Source organism: Glutamicibacter sp. 0426 (genome assembly GCF_001906485.1).
Classification (GTDB): Bacteria; Actinomycetota; Actinomycetes; order Actinomycetales; family Micrococcaceae; genus Glutamicibacter; species Glutamicibacter nicotianae.
In genome coordinates, this window is sequence record NZ_MPBI01000002.1 from 535,115 (window position 1) to 550,718 (window position 15,604).

The 15,604-nt window shown below is 62.3% G+C and carries 16 protein-coding genes; 14 read left to right on the forward strand and 2 right to left on the reverse strand.

Features of this window, described 5'->3' with window-relative positions; translation table 11 throughout:
* Nucleotides 1-160: 160 nt before the first annotated feature.
* Nucleotides 161-919 carry a 4-hydroxy-tetrahydrodipicolinate reductase gene (gene dapB / locus BKX98_RS07975; protein ID WP_038989611.1) on the forward strand — a complete coding sequence of 253 codons (759 nt, stop codon included), beginning with the start codon at nt 161-163 and terminating at the stop codon, nt 917-919.
* Nucleotides 916-1,368, forward strand: coding sequence for a tetratricopeptide repeat protein (locus BKX98_RS07980; protein WP_038989610.1), 453 nt, complete (start codon nt 916-918; stop codon nt 1,366-1,368). Before dapB ends, BKX98_RS07980 begins: the two co-directional genes overlap by 4 nt.
* A 60-nt stretch (nt 1,369-1,428) precedes the next feature.
* Here the strand turns inward: BKX98_RS07980 and BKX98_RS07985 are convergent, their stop codons facing one another.
* On the reverse strand, nt 1,429-2,601 hold the full coding sequence (locus tag BKX98_RS07985; protein ID WP_073706781.1) for a heparan-alpha-glucosaminide N-acetyltransferase domain-containing protein: 1,173 nt from the start codon (nt 2,599-2,601) through the stop codon (nt 1,429-1,431).
* 67 nt (nt 2,602-2,668) lie between these two features.
* On the opposite strand from BKX98_RS07985, the gene dapA reads away from it, so the two are divergent.
* Nucleotides 2,669-3,580 carry a 4-hydroxy-tetrahydrodipicolinate synthase gene (gene dapA, locus BKX98_RS07990; RefSeq protein WP_038989608.1) on the forward strand — a complete coding sequence of 304 codons (912 nt, stop codon included), beginning with the start codon at nt 2,669-2,671 and terminating at the stop codon, nt 3,578-3,580.
* 19 nt (nt 3,581-3,599) lie between these two features.
* Nucleotides 3,600-5,306, forward strand: a complete 1,707-nt coding sequence (locus BKX98_RS07995) for a ribonuclease J (protein WP_073706782.1) — start codon at nt 3,600-3,602, stop codon at nt 5,304-5,306.
* 89 nt (nt 5,307-5,395) lie between these two features.
* On the opposite strand, the gene BKX98_RS17025 is transcribed toward BKX98_RS07995, so the two are convergent.
* Complete coding sequence (locus BKX98_RS17025) at nt 5,396-5,560, reverse strand: hypothetical protein (RefSeq protein ID WP_158024675.1); 165 nt, start codon at nt 5,558-5,560, stop codon at nt 5,396-5,398.
* A gap of 345 nt (nt 5,561-5,905) precedes the next feature.
* Between BKX98_RS17025 and BKX98_RS08005 the strand changes: the two genes are divergently transcribed.
* The 10 genes from BKX98_RS08005 to BKX98_RS08050 all read left to right on the forward strand — a co-directional run bounded on the left by BKX98_RS08005 (nt 5,906) and on the right by BKX98_RS08050 (nt 15,478).
* Nucleotides 5,906-6,733, forward strand: a complete 828-nt coding sequence (locus BKX98_RS08005; RefSeq protein ID WP_073706853.1) for an ABC transporter ATP-binding protein — start codon at nt 5,906-5,908, stop codon at nt 6,731-6,733.
* Nucleotides 6,730-7,416, forward strand: coding sequence for an ABC transporter permease (locus BKX98_RS08010; protein ID WP_073706784.1), 687 nt, complete (start codon nt 6,730-6,732; stop codon nt 7,414-7,416). The genes BKX98_RS08005 and BKX98_RS08010 overlap by 4 nt, the downstream gene beginning before the upstream one ends.
* The gene (locus BKX98_RS08015) at nt 7,413-8,141 is read left to right on the forward strand and encodes an ABC transporter permease (protein ID WP_038992621.1); all 729 of its coding nucleotides are present in this window, start codon (nt 7,413-7,415) and stop codon (nt 8,139-8,141) included. The genes BKX98_RS08010 and BKX98_RS08015 overlap by 4 nt, the downstream gene beginning before the upstream one ends.
* Nucleotides 8,138-9,040 carry an ABC transporter substrate-binding protein gene (locus BKX98_RS08020; protein ID WP_073706785.1) on the forward strand — a complete coding sequence of 301 codons (903 nt, stop codon included), beginning with the start codon at nt 8,138-8,140 and terminating at the stop codon, nt 9,038-9,040. Before BKX98_RS08015 ends, BKX98_RS08020 begins: the two co-directional genes overlap by 4 nt.
* Nucleotides 9,041-9,268: 228 nt before the next feature.
* Nucleotides 9,269-10,288 carry an ABC transporter substrate-binding protein gene (locus tag BKX98_RS08025; RefSeq protein ID WP_073706786.1) on the forward strand — a complete coding sequence of 340 codons (1,020 nt, stop codon included), beginning with the start codon at nt 9,269-9,271 and terminating at the stop codon, nt 10,286-10,288.
* Nucleotides 10,288-11,535, forward strand: coding sequence for an MFS transporter (locus tag BKX98_RS08030; RefSeq protein ID WP_073706787.1), 1,248 nt, complete (start codon nt 10,288-10,290; stop codon nt 11,533-11,535). The genes BKX98_RS08025 and BKX98_RS08030 overlap by 1 nt, the downstream gene beginning before the upstream one ends.
* A 17-nt stretch (nt 11,536-11,552) precedes the next feature.
* The gene (locus BKX98_RS08035; protein WP_233125309.1) at nt 11,553-12,638 is read left to right on the forward strand and encodes an iron ABC transporter permease; all 1,086 of its coding nucleotides are present in this window, start codon (nt 11,553-11,555) and stop codon (nt 12,636-12,638) included.
* Nucleotides 12,639-12,668: 30 nt separating this feature from the next.
* Complete coding sequence (locus BKX98_RS08040; protein ID WP_066139158.1) at nt 12,669-13,466, forward strand: ABC transporter ATP-binding protein; 798 nt, start codon at nt 12,669-12,671, stop codon at nt 13,464-13,466.
* A gap of 79 nt (nt 13,467-13,545) precedes the next feature.
* Nucleotides 13,546-14,949, forward strand: a complete 1,404-nt coding sequence (mtr, locus tag BKX98_RS08045) for a mycothione reductase (RefSeq protein WP_038992614.1) — start codon at nt 13,546-13,548, stop codon at nt 14,947-14,949.
* A gap of 55 nt (nt 14,950-15,004) precedes the next feature.
* The gene (locus BKX98_RS08050; RefSeq protein ID WP_143181062.1) at nt 15,005-15,478 is read left to right on the forward strand and encodes a hypothetical protein; all 474 of its coding nucleotides are present in this window, start codon (nt 15,005-15,007) and stop codon (nt 15,476-15,478) included.
* Nucleotides 15,479-15,604: the final 126 nt, after the last annotated feature.

Genomic DNA, 15,604 nt, shown 5'->3' on the forward strand with positions numbered 1-15,604 from the left:
ATTTTTCCCCTATTTGCTGGGCAAAACAAGTTGGACTGGCCGTAGGGTGCCTCCGCAATGATTTGCCGACTGCTCCCTGCTGAGAAGCCGTTGCAAAACTCGAGAGAGATCACGTCATCGTTGGCAGGACTGGTGCGTTCAGGAGGATAGGCTTAAGCCCATGAGTGCACAGATCAAGGTGGCCGTGCTCGGCGCGGCAGGACGAATGGGCTCGGAAGCGGTCAAGGCCGTGACTGAGGCTGCAGACATGGAACTGGTTGCAAGCTTGGGGCGAGGCGACGACCTGTCGCAGATCCTTGAAGCCGGAGCAACCCACATCGTTGACCTTTCCGTGCCAGCTTCCACCGAAGACAATGTGCGTTTCGCCGTTGAGCATGGACTGCATGCGGTCGTCGGCACCACCGGCTGGGATGATGCCCGCCGGGCAAATCTGGAAGCGTTGCTGAGCGAGCATCCCGAAGCCGGTGTGCTGATTGCGCCCAACTTCGCCCTCGGCTCCGTGCTGGCCAGCGCGTTCGCTGCCACGGCTGCGAAGTACTTTGAATCCGTCGAGATCATCGAACTGCATCACCCCAATAAGGTGGACGCTCCCAGCGGCACCGCGGTGCGTACCGCTGAACTGATCGCCAAGTCGCGTGAGGCCGCTGGGGTACCTGCCAGCCCTGATGCTACCGAGACCCAGCTCGACGGTGCCCGCGGTGCAGTTGTCGATGGAATCAACGTCCATTCGGTCCGCTTGCGTGGCTTGGTAGCCCACCAGGAAGTGCTCTTTGGCGGACCCGGCGAGCAGTTCACGTTGCGCCATGATTCCTTTGACCGTGCCTCGTTCATGCCGGGCGTCCTTCTGGGCCTGCGCACCGTTGGTTCCCGTCCGGGGTTGACCTATGGGCTCGACGGCTACCTGGAGCTGGGCCAGTGAAAACCAAACTCTGGGTAGGCGGCATTCTGCTGCTGTTCGCGCTGTACATTGGCATGACATTCACCCAGGCCATCCGACTGCTGAATACCGGGGAGCTGGTCGCCCAGATCATGGGCATTGCGATCTTGGTGATTCCTGCCTTGTGCGTCTGGATACTGATTCGCGAAGTGCTCTTCGGTTTACGCACCGAGAAGATGGGCAAGGCCTTAGCCGCTTCAGGTGAGCTGCCAGAAGATCTTCCCCGCATGCCATCGGGACGCTTCATCCGTTCGGCGGCCGACGCGGATTTCCCCAACCACCAGCGGGACGTGGAAGAGAACCCGGAGTCATGGAAATCCTGGTACCGCCTGGCGCTGGCATATGAAGCCTGTGGCGATAAGCCGCGGGCTCGCAAATCCATGCGTACGGCGATCACATTTTGGCAAGCCGATCAGAAGGTCAGCCAGTAGAAATCACGAATACCAGCATCTTGTCGATGGCCCGGGCTCGCACGAGCCCGGGCCATCGTTCTAGAATTTCGTCTTCGTCTCGGGATCGGCGTCAGCTCCGCTGAGTACCCTGACGCCATATTCCAACGGGCCGGATGCTCTGCTGAAGCCGAGCCAAATTCCGCAGACGGCAGTCGCTGAACAGAGAATCCACCAGATGGCCATCGGATCCATGTTCTCTTTCATCGCTGGCAGCAAGATGATGTGTCCGGCATACAGGGTCAGTGGCGCGCGGCCGGCTCCCGCCAGAATCCGGCCCAGCGCGCCGAGGCGGCCAATAATCAGCGACAGCAGGCCGATGATTGCGGCGGCGCAGGCGGCGTTGTGCAGCGTGGACAGCAAGGAATTGCTGTGGCCGGTCGGCAACCAGAGGTAGGCGGGATTATCCAAGAACGGATCGAGATTGGTGCCTGGCAAGCGCGCGGTGGTGATCATTGTTGGAACGAGGGACAGATCCAGATCCAGTTCACGGGCTATGATCGCGGCATTCTTCATGCTTACCAGATGTCCCGCTGCATAGGTCGCCGCGGCGATGAGCGTCCCGGCCGCGGCAAGCAGACCAGCGGTTCTCGTGCTGTGAAGATTGCATCTTCCGATGGCTATTCCCAGCAGGCCGAATCCGAACCAGATCATCAACGGGTAGTATCCGGTGACGACCAGATCCTTGAGGAGCAATTGCGGGGCGAAAAGGTCGCTGAAGGTTGGATTATGGCCCAGGGCGTTCCCCATCCAGCTGCCGGCCAGGGGCCGCCAAAGTGCCGGCATCAGCAGCAGCCACAAAGCTGAGACTACCCAAATGGTTATTCTTGAGAGCTTCAGAGCCAGCGGAAGCAATAGAAATAGTAGCCCATAGTGGACAAGGATGACTGCGATGGCTTCATTTATTGACCCAATTGCCATTCCGAGCACGGCAATAATTAATGCTCTCAGCACAAGGACTGAGTAAACCTTAGGGTGGGAGAAGCCCTTCCGGGCCAAGGATTTCGAGAGCAAACACAGGGATAATCCGGCCAGCACCATGAACAGGACCGATGCCCTGCCGGAGGCGACAGCCCCGGTAAACGTTGGGGAGTAGGCGGGTGCGCCGCTGATTTCATACAGTGCGAAGACGTGCGCGGCGAACATGCCGAGGATGGCGGCAAGCCGCGCCGCATCCACGCCCAGCAGGCGCTGGGAACTACCCGAATCGTTCATGGAATCATCGCACCACGAATAGTTCCGGGGATGCCAATGCAACATGCGCGAGTGTAGATTTAATCCCATGGCTACAAGTGCAATTGATAAGCAGGCATACCCGTTCGGAACCGTGCTGACCGCTATGGTCACGCCCTTCGACGAAGCGGGTGAAGTCGATTACGCGTTGGCCGCAAAACTGGCAACGAAGCTGGTTGATGATGGCTGCGACGGACTAGTTGTCACCGGCACCACCGGCGAGACCTCGACCTTGACCGATGAAGAGAACATCGAGATGTTCCGTACCGTCGCCAAAGCGGTGGGCGGCCGGGCCGCGGTGCTGGCCGGTTCCACCACGAACGACACCCGCCACTCCATCAAGCTTTCGCTGGCAGCCAAGGAAGCGGGCGTCGACGGTGTGCTGTTGACCACCCCGTACTACAACAAGCCAAGCCAGGCAGGCGTCATCGCCCACGTGAAGGCCATCGCCGAAGCTGTTGAGCTGCCCATCATGCTCTATGACATCCCTGGACGCACCGGCATTGCGCTGGCACCGGAAACCATTATCGAGCTGGCCAAGATTCCTCAGGTCATTGCGCTGAAGGACGCCAAAGCGGATTACCAGTCCACCACCACCGTGCTGGCCAACACCGATCTGCACGTGTACTCGGGCGATGACGGCCTGACCCTGCCGCTGATGGCGGCCGGTGCAGTCGGCGTGGTTTCGGTCACCGCTCACGTTGCAGCCGCCAAGTACCGTACGCTAGTTAATGCAATGCATGCAGGAGATCTGGCAACTGCACGCACCACACACTTTGAGCTGGACGCGATCCAGCGCGGCATCATGGGCCACATTCAGGGCGCCGTTGCCGCAAAATATGGACTTCACTGGCAGGGTGTCCTGCCGAACACCGTCGTCCGGCTGCCGCTGTTGGCACCGTCGGACGCAGAGCTAGATGCCATCCGCGCGGACCTACGTGAAGGTGGATGGGATCTGTAACGAAAGGGACTAACCACATATGACTGAGAGTTCAGTAGGCAAGGCTGACGCTGCGCGTATGCAGGCTCCGGCGAAGCTGAAGAAGGGGACAATGCGCATTGTTCCCCTCGGCGGCTTGGGCGAGGTCGGCCGAAACATGACCGTATTCGAACTCAACGGGAAACTGTTGATCGTCGACTGCGGCGTGCTCTTCCCCGAAGAGCACCAGCCTGGCGTGGATCTGATCCTGCCGGACTTCTCCTACATCAAGGACCGCCTGGACGACGTGGTGGGCCTCGTGCTGACCCACGGCCACGAGGACCATATCGGTGCTGTTCCTTACCTGCTGCGCCTGCGCGAAGACATCCCTTTGTACGGGTCCAAGCTGACCCTGGCCTTCGTTGAAGCAAAGCTGGCAGAACACCGCATCAAGGCCAACACCAACATCGTGGTGGAGGGCGAGATCGCGCAGGTTGGCAACTTCGAATGCGAATTCGTTGCCGTGAACCACTCGATCCCCGACGCCCTGGCAGTATTCCTGCGCACCGAGGCCGGCACCGTGCTGCACACCGGCGACTTCAAGATGGACCAGCTGCCGCTGGACGGCCGCATCACCGACCTGCGCCACTTCGCGCGTCTGGGCGAGGAAGGCGTGGACCTGTTCCTGCCGGACTCCACCAACGCCGAAGTCCCGGGCTTCACCGTGGCCGAACGCGAGATCGGCCCGGTCCTCGAAGCCAAGTTCGCGCGCGCCCGCCGCCGCATCATTGTCGCGTCCTTCTCCTCGCACGTGCACCGTGTGCAGCAGGTGCTGGATGCGGCCGCGATGCACGGGCGCAAGGTTGCCTTCATCGGCCGCTCGATGGTGCGCAACATGGGCATCGCCGAACGCCTGGGCTACCTCGACGTTCCGCAGGGCGTGCTGGTCGATCTGAAGCAGATCGACTCGCTGCCGGACCACAAGGTCGTGCTGATGTCCACCGGTTCGCAGGGCGAGCCGATGGCCGCCCTGTCCCGCATGGCCAACGGCGAGCACAAGGTCCAGATCAACCCGGGCGATACCGTCATCCTGGCCTCCAGCCTGATCCCGGGCAATGAGAACTCGGTCTTCCGCGTGATAAATGGCTTGATGCGCTTGGGGGCAGAGGTCATCCACAAGGGCATGGCCAAGGTCCACGTTTCCGGCCACGCATCGGCTGGCGAATTGCTGTACTGCTACAACATCCTGCGCCCGAAGAACGTGCTCCCGGTGCACGGCGAAACCCGCCACCTGATTGCCAACGGCCGGCTGGCCGCGCAGGCCGGTGTCCCGGAGGACAACGTGCTGCTGGCAGACGACGGTTCGGTTATCGACATGAAGGACGGCGTTGCGAAGCTCGTCGGCCAGGTCGAATGCGGATACGTCTACGTTGACGGCTCCAAGGTCGGCACCATCACCGACGATGACCTGAAGGACCGCGTCACCTTGGGCGAGGAAGGCTTCATCTCGGTCATCACCGTGATCAACCGCCAGAACGGCACGATCATCTCCGGCCCGGACATCCACGCACGCGGTGTGGCGGAAGAGGACTCGGTCTTCAACGAGATCAAGCCGAAGATTGCAGCCGCGATTGTGGAAGCAGTGGGCAACAACCCGAACCACACCACGCACCAGCTGCAGCAGATCACCCGCCGCGTGATCGGCTCGTGGGTATCGCGCAAGCTGCGCCGCCGCCCAATGATTGTTCCGGTAGTGCTCGAAGCCTAGACTTCCGGAATTATTGCCTCGAACCAATTATGGTTCGAGGCAATAATTTTTTTGGACAGCTCCAGCAGTGCCTGTGTAGAAATTCAGTGTCATCCAACGAAACTCAAGAATGCAGGCTTCGGCCAGTCAGGCCGTTCGATTGCCGGAGCAGGACTTTGAGGCACGACGTGCCCCGTTTGCGCGTCCATGACAATGACCGAATCCCACTGGTCCGCATCGATCCGCTCCAGCACCTCCCCGGTGCGAGTGTCCATGATAACTGCGCTGTCCCAATGACCGGTTGGGGTAAAACCTTGCGTGTCAGCGATTGCTGGTGACGAGAGAGCCAAGGCAACATTTGCCAAAGCGGCAGTAGCCATGAATTTCGAGCGTTTGTGCAATGTATTCTCCAAATGCCGTAAAAATGCTTTTGGCTCAGTCTACCGACATTCTGGTAGGAATACGGTAAGCGCCAAACTGTTTGAAGCTGAATGATTCCCGGCATTGGGTGCTGTCACAGCGCTTTTGAGGCAGAATTGGGCTCAACGCCAGCTCAAGGAGACGAAACATGCTCAAACATCGCACAAGGTTCGGAATGAAACCGCCGAGGAGGAATGCGCATGATTGAGTTCGAGAACGTCTCGAAGCACTATCCGGATGGCACGGTTGCCGTCAAGGATTTCAGCCTGCAAATTCCGGCACACCGCACCACAGTCTTCGTGGGATCCTCAGGCTGCGGCAAGACGACCTTGCTGCGGATGGTAAACCGCATGGTTGATCCGAGCGATGGAGTGCTTCGGATCGATGGGGAGGACATCACCAACAAGCCAGCGGTGGAACTGCGTCGAAGCATTGGCTACGTCATGCAGAACTCGGGACTCATGCCGCATTTCACCGTCGCGGAGAACATCGCTACCGTGCCGCGGCTCCAAGGCATGTCCAAAGCCGCGTCACGCAAACGAGCCCTCGAACTCATGGAAACCGTAGGTTTAATTCCTGCGCAGGCCGACCGCTATCCGCACCAACTCTCGGGAGGCCAGCAGCAGCGAGTCGGTGTCGCCAGGGCACTTGCCTCGGACCCGAACATCCTGCTCATGGATGAGCCCTTCGGCGCGGTTGACCCTATCGTTCGCGCCGAGCTGCAAGAAGAATTGCTTCGACTCCAAAGAGAACTCGACAAGACCATTGTCTTTGTTACCCACGATATTGACGAGGCCTTCCTGCTGGGAGACCAGGTAGTGATTCTGGCGGCCGGCGCACAGAAGCTCCAAGTAGGCAGCCCCAGTGAAATTATTGAGCATCCAGCCAATGATTTCGTCGCCTCCTTCATCGGTGCGCAGCGCGGGTCCCGGGCATTGAGCCTGAAGCAGACGGAACATGGAACCGTCCTTATCGATGCGCAAGGTCGGACGCAGGGCAAGCTTGTCGAGGACGGAACAGTCCAGTGAACTGGATCCTGGAAAACCTCGGACTCATTGGGTCGCTTTCGCTGGAGCACCTGCGCCAGTCCGTGATAGCAATCGTTCTCGGATTCGCTGCGTCGATCCCGCTGGGTTGGGTGGCCTGGAAATACAAGCTCCTGCGCGCACCAGTCGTGAGCCTCACTGGATTGCTCTACACGATCCCTTCATTGGCTTTGCTGATGATACTGCCCGTGCTCACCGGGATGAGCGCGATCAGCGAAGCCAACTTGATTCTAGCTCTGGCGATCTACGCGGTCGCCATCATGGTGCGCAGCGTGGTCGACGGGCTGAACTCGGTCGACCCGGCAACCAGGTCGGCGGCGACGGCCATGGGCTACGGAACGGCACGTCGTTTCTTTGCTGTTGACCTCCCGTTGGCCGGTCCCGTGGTTCTGGCCGGATTGCGCGTGACCGCGGTCAGCACGATCTCGTTGGCGACGGTTGGCATCCTGGTCGGCGTCACCAACTTGGGCTACTTGTTCACCAACGGCTTGCAGCGCCGCATTATCGAGGAAGTCCTGGCCGGCATTATCGCAGTGGCAGCGATCGCCCTGCTGGTCGACCTGCTGTTGCTTTTGGCGGGTCGTTGGCTGATGCCGTGGACCACGGCGAGCACCTTGAAGCGGCGAACGCCGGCGCCGAAGTCCACTGAACAGGCGGGATCATGAATCTGATTTCCGATGCGCTGTCATGGATCTTCGCAGCTGAACAGTGGCAGGGCGATGGGGGACTGGCTGCCCTGCTGGGGCAGCACCTGCTGTTCACCGTGCTGGCAGTGCTGATCGCTGGCGTGATTGCCATCCCCGCCGGATGGGCAATCGGGCACACTGGCAAAGGGCGCGAAATTGCGGTCGGCATCGCCGGCATTGCCCGGGCGGTGCCATCCTTCGGCTTGCTGATCCTGCTGGTGCTGCTGCTCGGTGTACTGCACAAGCCAGAAGCGGCCCTGCTGACCTTCGTTGTGCTGGCGATTCCATCACTGCTTGCGGGAGCCTACACCGGCTTCGAAGCCATTGACCGCAAAACCATTGACGCTGCCAGGGCCGTGGGGATGACCGAATGGCAGATACTCTTCAAGGTCGAGATTCCACTAGGCCTCGCCCTGCTCGTGGGCGGGATCCGCTCCGCGGTGCTTCAAGTAGTGGCCACGGTAACTGTTGCCGCCTACGTGAACCTCGGCGGCCTGGGCTTGCCCATCATCACCGGACTGAACCTGCGGCGCTTCGACATGGTCCTGGGTGGAGCCTTGATGGTTGCGGCGCTGGCCCTTGTGCTGGACTTGGCATTTGCCATGGCCCAGAAAGCTGCCGTACCGCGCGGTCTGGGTGCGCGCACGAAGAAGAAGTTCCACTATACCGATGACCAAATCACCCTCGAAAGGGAAATGTCATGAACAGGAAGCAGTTTTTCTCCACAAGCGCTCTCGTGCTGGCTGGAAGCCTGGTACTGGCCGGATGCTCCAGTGCGGACCCGCTGGCCACGGAAAGCGATGCCGCCCAGGATGGCGGAACAACGGTCGTGGTAGGTTCGCAGGCCTACTACTCAAATGAAATTGTCGCCGAGATTTATGCCCAGGCACTTGAAGGAGCCGGCATGGAAGTAGAACGGCAATTCAGCATCGGGCAGCGCGATGCCTACATGCCTCAGCTGGAAGACGGAAGCATTGACGTCTTCCCTGAATACACGGGCAACCTGCTGCAGTTCTACAAGGAAGACACCGAAGCACGTTCCTCCGAGGAAGTCTATGACGAGCTGAAGAAGTCCTTGCCTGAATCACTCGCGGTGCTCGAAGCCGCCGAGGCTTCGGACCAGGACTCCTATACGGTGACGAAAAAATTCGCCGAAGCCAACAACCTCACCAGCATCGAGGACCTTGCCGGCATCTCCGAACCATTGACCGTGGGCGGCCCGCCCGAACTTGCTGAGCGCCCCTACGGCCCCAAGGGCTTGGAAAGCACCTACGGCGTGAAGGCGGAGTTCTCTGCAACGGGCGATACGACCGTTGAAGACCTGGTCGCCGGCACGGTGAACATTGCCAATGTCTTTACCGCCGATCCGCGCATCCAGACCGAGGACCTCGTGGTTCTGGAAGATCCGAAGTCGCTGTTCCTGGCATCAAACGTGGTGCCATTGGTGGCTGCTGATCAATCCGAGGAATTGGAGGAAGTCCTCAATCCGGTCAGCGAGAAACTGACGGCGCAGGTTCTGGTGAACCTGAATGTCCAAAGCACCGTGGACAAGAAATCGGCAGCCGACATCGCTTCGGCCTGGCTGGCTTCCGAGGGACTCTAGCCCGCAATCCAGCACAGAAAAGCAGCATCACGGCAGCCGTGCCGCCCGTTCAGTATCGGGCAGTGCGGCTGCTTTTCATTGCCCGAAAACGGCTTGGGCTGGGAAGAGCGCGGTGCTGACATATTTTGACAATTGATAATGATTCTCATTAGTGTTTAGCGTTGTTGGCTGAGGACTCGCTGGAATTCGGCGGTCGACGCCCGCCTGCCATGAATGGAGCACTGATAGATGAAAAAACTCAACCCCTGGAAGCTGGCCGTGCCAGTTGCAGTCTTGGCTTTGGTAACCGGGTGCAGTACGCCGGCCGGATCCGCCAGCGGCGCGCCGCAGGGTGCCGAGACGACAAACCTTGTCCTAGACAGCTGCGGAAGGCAAGTAGTCTTCGACAAGGCCCCGGAAAGCGTTCTCGCTGTGGGCTCGGAAGCGCCAGCCCTATTGACTGCCGCTGGAGCGGGAGACAAGCTCACGCACTACGCAGGCAGCATGCAGGTGCCTTTCGACGAAGAAACCATGGCGGTGGTGCGCAAGGCCGATCGGATCACCGAAGACTCCCATGACGTCTCCTACGAAATGATCCTGGCCTCGGGTGCGGACGTGGTGATCGGAACCGATATCGCAGCCGGAATCGATCTGGATTCGTTGGCAGAGCGTTTGGAAAGCGCCGGAGTGAAGATGCTGACCGTCAGCGGGTACTGCGCTGGATTCGAGGATCGATCCACCGGAGGACTGAGCGGTTTCGACCAGATCTACAAGGATGTGGAATCCTACGGACAGCTCTTCGGCACCGAACAGGTAGCCGCCGGCTCGGTGAAGGACATGCGCTCCCGCGTCGAGCAGGCAGCGCGCAATGCCAAGCAGGCCAGTGGGCAGCGGGGCGTGCCGTTGTACGTGCCCGTCTCCGGCACCTTGGGGTCATACGGCCATGAATCCCTGATTGCCGAGCAGATGGAATTACTGGGCATGGAGAACGTCTTCAGCGACGTTCCCAAGCGCTACTTCGAGCCCTCCACCGAAGAACTCGTGAACAGCTCAGCCGACAAGGTCTTCGCCATGTACCTGCCGACCGGGTCCTCGAACTTGGAAACGGACCAGCAGGTCATCGACGAGCTGCGCAACCGCCCCGAATTGGCGGGTTTGCCCGCCATTGACCAGGACAGCGCCATTGTGCCGCTGAACTACTACTATTCCTCGCCCGGTCCGCTGGCCGTGGACGGGGTCGAGCTGATCGCCGACCGGCTGGCTCGTTGATGAGCCAGACCGACCTGCATACCGCGCACCAATTGCCCAGCGAACGGCGCATTATCGCGGAGATCTGGCCTGCGCTGCTGGCCTCGGCACTGGGCTTGCTGCCCTTCACGGTGCTGAGCACCTTCCTGGTGCCCATCGCGGACTGGGCCGGGGCCGGCTACGCCGAAACTGGAACCCTGCGCGGGCTGGCCGGCATCGGCGCTGTGCTCGCCGGAGTTGCGCTGGCCCCGCTGATCGGGCGCATCGCCCCGGGCGCCGTGGCCGCCGCGGCGCTGGGGCTGATGGGTCTGGCAGCCATCGTGGGAACCTTTTCGGGACCGGCCGCGCTGGCGGTATTCTGCCTGGCCACCGGTGTATCCAACGCCTTGCTGTATCCCGCGCTGTCCACCGCGGCCGCGGACCGGTTCGGCACCACGCCGGCCGCCGGCCGGGCGGCCACCTTGGTGATGACGGCCCAGACTTTGGCTTCCACGGTGGGCGCGCCGCTGCTGGTGCTGCCGGCGCTGTTCTGGGGGTGGCAGGGCAATCTGGTCGCCATCGCCGTGTTCAGCATCGCGCTGATCCCGGCGGTGCTGCGCTACGGCCGCCGTGGCGCTGGGCACGCCGGGGACACCCCGGCCCCTGCCCGGCTGGGCTACCTTGCGGCCTTCCGCACCCTGGCTGGGGTGCCCGGCACTCGGGTTCTGCTGCTGGTTTCCTTCGGGCGCGCCGGAGCCTTCATGGGGCATCTGGCCTTCCTCGCTCCGCTGTACGCCCAGAAATTCTCCCTGGATGCCAATTGGTTCGCCTTCGTCTGGTTGGTCAGCGGCGGGGCCTTCTTCCTCGGCCACCTGCTGGCCGGGCGAATGCTCAATACCGAAGACTCGCCGGCCCGCACCCGTGCCGTGATGGTTATCAGCCTGGGTATTTCGCTCGTGGCGCTGTCCGGGGTCTACCTCGCTCCGGTGCTGCCGCTGGCGGTGGCCGGCACAGCGGTGCTTTCGGCCAGCCACGCGGTGGTCTCGGCCGCCGTGATGAGCCTGCTGGTGAGCCGCTGCACGCAGGTGCGCGGCACCGCGCTGAGCCTGAACGCGGCCGGAATGTCCCTGGGCTTGTTCCTGGGCACGGCGGCTTCCGGCGCGGCGCTGGCCGGCTCCGGCTACCTGGCCGCCGCTGCCGTGCTGTGCGCATTGACACTGGTGGCGCTGGCTGCCGCGCTGACCCTGCGCACCCCTTCCCCTGCCAAAACCCTGGAAAGGCAACCATGACCCCGTTGGATTCTGCAGTGCGAGCACACCGGGAGCCGCTGGCCGGTTCAGGCGATGATCTGGATCATGACCGGCGCGCCCGGCACGCATGGCTGTGGATTTGCGCGCTGCTGAGCGTGTTGCTGGTCTCTGTGCCGGTGGCCGTAGGGCTCGGCCCGGTGGCCATTGAGCCGGGCACCGTCCTGCAGATCCTCAAGGCGCACCTGTCCGGGGCAGCCGGCTCCGGTGCCTTCAGCGCATCGGATGAGTCCATTGTCCTGCTGCTGCGCGTTCCGCGGGTCCTTCTGGGCGCCGCCGTCGGCGCCGGGCTGGCCCTGGCCGGGGTGGCGCTGCAGGCGCTGACCCGCAACATCCTGGCTGAACCGTACCTGCTGGGCGTGACCTCCGGGGCATCCACGCTCTCGGCGGCCTCGATCCTCTTCGGAGCGGCCGCCGGCATCGGAACGGCCTCGCTGGCGGCCAGCGCCTTTGCCGGGGCGTTGGCCGCGGGGATCTTCGTCTACCTGCTGGCACGGGTCGGCTCCGAGATGACATCCACCCGTCTGGTCCTGGCAGGGGTGTCAGTGGGCTATGTGCTGCACGCGCTCACCTCGCTGCTGATTTTCGCTTCGGATGATCCCAACGCCGGGCGTTCGGTGCTGTTCTGGACCTTGGGTTCCCTGGCGCAGGCTACCGGGCAGTCGGTCATGATCACCTGGGTCGTGGTGCTCGGGACCGCCACGCTGCTGGCCTATTGGTCGCGGCCGCTGGACGCGCTGGCCATTGGCGATGGCACCGCGCAGGCACTGGGCATAGCTCCGGCCAAGCTGCGCGCGTCCGTGATGGTCGTGACCGCGGTGTGCGTGGGCGCGCTGGTCGCCTCCTCAGGCGGCATCGGGTTTGTCGGGTTGGTGATTCCGCACGTGGCCCGGCTGTGCGTTGGATCGACGCACCGGATCCTGATACCGGTCGCTGCGTTGCTCGGTGCGGTGTTCCTGGTCTGGGCCGATGTGCTGGCCCGGACGGCCATGGCGCCGCAGGAGTTGCCCCTGGGCATCGTGACGGCGCTGCTCGGTGCCCCATTGCTGTTCGCGCTGGTTCGCAAGCTCAATGCGGTCCAGTAGGAATCACGAATCTGGAAGAAGGCAAGAAGAATGATTACTGCTACCGATATTTCCGTGGGCTATGGCGGAAAGCTGGTCATCGAGTCGGCAGGGCTGCAAGCCGGCCCCGGGGAAGTGGTCGGGCTGATCGGCCCCAACGGCAGCGGCAAGTCCACCCTGCTGCGCACGCTCTATGCGGCGCTGAAGCCCACCGCCGGTCTGGTGCTTGTCGACGAGCGTCCGGTCACCGAACTGCGCGGCAACGAACTGGCCCGCAGGATTGCGGTCGTGGCCCAGGAAACCCCCACCGAATTGCCGGTCAGCGTCGCCGAAATGGTGCTCCTGGGCAGGGCACCGCACCGCAAGGCGCTGGCCGCCATGTCCCGCGAGGACCACCGGGCAGTTGCCTCGGCGCTGGCCCGGGTCGGCGCCCGGCACCTGGCCGACCGCCGCTACTCGACCCTCTCCGGGGGCGAGAAGCAGCGCGTGCTGGTGGCCCGGACCTTGGCCCAGCAGGCCGAGCACCTGCTGCTGGACGAGCCCACCAACCACCTCGACATCCGCTACCAGCATGAGCTGCTGCGCATGGTCGGAGAACTGGGAACCACCACGGTGGTGGTGCTGCACGACCTGAATTTGGCGGCCCGCTACTGCAGCAAGCTGGTGCTGCTGGCCAACGGCGGAATCATCGCCGCGGGGACGCCCCACCAGGTGCTGGCGCCCGAACTCCTGCTGCAGGTCTACGGGATCCATGCGCAGCCGGTGCTCGTGGACGGGATCCTGCAGCTGGTGTTCAGCCTGGCCGATGAGCCAGAACTGCAACATAGCGGAAGTCCGGTTCCCGGATGATAGCCTGCCCGGTAGGCAAGCGCTGTCAGCGCGCCTGCCTGCCGGGCCCCAAGCATTGACCGTGAAAGGTACACCTGCCATGACGTCTTCCGCCGCTATCGAAGCAGACAAGCACTACGATCTGATCATCCTCGGCACCGGATCGGGCAACTCCATTCCCGGTCCCGAATTCGACGGGCAGTCCATTGCCATCATCGAGAAGGGCGCCTTCGGCGGCACCTGCCTGAACGTCGGCTGCATCCCGACCAAGATGTATGTCTATGCCGCAGACGTCGCCTTGGAAACCAGGGAATCGGCACGGCTGGGAATCGACGCCCAAGTCAATTCCGTGGACTGGCCCGGCATCGTCAGCAGGGTCTTCGGCAAGCGCATCGATCCGATCGCCCAGGGCGGCGAGGAGTACCGCCGCGGCGAGCAGACGCCGAACATCGACGTCTATGACCAGCACGCGCGTTTCGTCGGCGAGCGCACGCTGCGCACCGGGCAGGGAGCAGAAGCCAAGACCATCAGCGCGGACCAGATTGTCCTGGCCGCCGGTTCGCGCCCCTTCATTCCGCAGGAAATCATTGATTCGGGGGTGCATTACCACACGAACGAGGACATCATGCGCTTGGCGAGCCAGCCGAAGTCCATTGTGATCATCGGCGGCGGCTACATTGCCATGGAGTTCGCCCACGTCTTCGAGGCGCTGGGCACCAAGGTCACCATCCTGGCCCGCTCCGAGCTGATGCGCCACCTGGATGCCGACCTGCGCGAGCCCTTCAACCAGCTGGCCGCCGAACGCTATGACGTGCGCATGGGACGGACGGTGGCCAGCGCCGTGCAGGAAAGCGACGGGGTGGTGCTGACCCTGGATGACGGCTCCACCGCCAGCGCCGAGGTGCTGCTGGTAGCGACCGGGCGGGTGCCCAACGGCGACCAGTTGGACCTGCAGAATGCAGGCATCGCCTCGGACGACGGGCAGGTCAGCGTGGACGAATACGGCCGCTCGACTTCCGCTGAAGGTGTCTGGGCGCTGGGCGATATTTCCTCGCCCTTCCAGCTCAAGCATGTGGCCAACGCCGAGATGCGCGCGGTGCGCCACAACCTGCTGAACCCGCAGGACATGGTGAAGATGCCGCACGAGCACGTGCCGGCCGCGGTCTTCACCCACCCGCAGATCGCCTACGTCGGGATGACCGAAGATCAAGCCCGCGAGGCCGGGCATGATGTCACGGTCAAGGTGCAGAAGTACGGGGACGTGGCCTACGGCTGGGCGATGGAAGATGGCACCGGCATCGCAAAGCTCATCGCCGACCGGGACACCGGCAAGCTGCTCGGTGCGCACTACATGGGCCCGCAGGCCTCGACGCTGATCCAGCAGATGATCACAGTCATGGCCTTCGGTCTGGACGTGCGCGAGGTGGCAACCAAGCAGTACTGGATCCACCCGGCCCTGCCGGAGGTCACCGAGAACGCGTTGCTCGGCCTGGATTTCTCCTAAAGTCCCTAGCTAACCGACAATTTGAAATACGGCTAAGCCGTCGTACGCTTGAGCCATGAACGCAAAAACTGCCGCACCAGTGTCATCGATCGCCTCGCGGATCTTCTTGATCGCTGGTGCGGCAGGAGCGCTATTCGGTGTGCTCGCGTTGCTCGCGCTCTTCTGGGAAGTAGTTGCCGGAGGATTCCAGCCAGGCTCGGCTGCTGCAACTTTGCAGATTGTCGCGATCGCTTGCGGCATTGGACTGGCAGTGGGGTTGCTGTGCGCCTCAGGAATATACGTCGCCCTGGAAATCCGCGCAGTGCGCAATGAGGGTGGCAGCCCATCCCGGCAAGCAGCTTCCGCGGCACTTGGCGCAGGCATTGGCGGTCTGCTGCCTGCGTCGATTCTGATACTGATGGGCGGTTCCGCGGGACAGTGGGGCTTGCTGAGCTTGATCGCCCTCGGGTTCCTGTCTGTTTGCAGTGCCACCGGGTACCTCATTACCGCGGGCCTGAACTGCCACCATCAGCGATCCATGGGCTTCTGAACCGCTTCTAAGACAATGCTTTCAGCCGTACACCGCATCGATTGGAAGCCAAGCGCCGCTTTTCCCGTCTTGAGCCGATGCGCTCGCTGGTTTTCGCTGCATTCCCGTGAACCTTGAGTATTGCCC

What these genes read in the sequence shown, in the direction of transcription:
- dapB (WP_038989611.1), top strand. Translation starts at nt 161, where the DNA reads ATGAGTGCACAGATCAAGGTGGCCGTGCTCGGCGCGGCAGGACGAATG.
- BKX98_RS07985 (WP_073706781.1), bottom strand. Translation starts at nt 2,601, where the DNA reads ATGAACGATTCGGGTAGTTCCCAGCGCCTGCTGGGCGTGGATGCGGCG.
- dapA (WP_038989608.1), top strand. Translation starts at nt 2,669, where the DNA reads ATGGCTACAAGTGCAATTGATAAGCAGGCATACCCGTTCGGAACCGTG.
- BKX98_RS07995 (WP_073706782.1), top strand. Translation starts at nt 3,600, where the DNA reads ATGACTGAGAGTTCAGTAGGCAAGGCTGACGCTGCGCGTATGCAGGCT.
- BKX98_RS17025 (WP_158024675.1), bottom strand. Translation starts at nt 5,560, where the DNA reads ATGGACACTCGCACCGGGGAGGTGCTGGAGCGGATCGATGCGGACCAG.
- BKX98_RS08005 (WP_073706853.1), top strand. Translation starts at nt 5,906, where the DNA reads ATGATTGAGTTCGAGAACGTCTCGAAGCACTATCCGGATGGCACGGTT.
- BKX98_RS08015 (WP_038992621.1), top strand. Translation starts at nt 7,413, where the DNA reads ATGAATCTGATTTCCGATGCGCTGTCATGGATCTTCGCAGCTGAACAG.
- BKX98_RS08020 (WP_073706785.1), top strand. Translation starts at nt 8,138, where the DNA reads ATGAACAGGAAGCAGTTTTTCTCCACAAGCGCTCTCGTGCTGGCTGGA.
- BKX98_RS08025 (WP_073706786.1), top strand. Translation starts at nt 9,269, where the DNA reads ATGAAAAAACTCAACCCCTGGAAGCTGGCCGTGCCAGTTGCAGTCTTG.
- BKX98_RS08030 (WP_073706787.1), top strand. Translation starts at nt 10,288, where the DNA reads ATGAGCCAGACCGACCTGCATACCGCGCACCAATTGCCCAGCGAACGG.
- BKX98_RS08040 (WP_066139158.1), top strand. Translation starts at nt 12,669, where the DNA reads ATGATTACTGCTACCGATATTTCCGTGGGCTATGGCGGAAAGCTGGTC.
- mtr (WP_038992614.1), top strand. Translation starts at nt 13,546, where the DNA reads ATGACGTCTTCCGCCGCTATCGAAGCAGACAAGCACTACGATCTGATC.
- BKX98_RS08050 (WP_143181062.1), top strand. Translation starts at nt 15,005, where the DNA reads ATGAACGCAAAAACTGCCGCACCAGTGTCATCGATCGCCTCGCGGATC.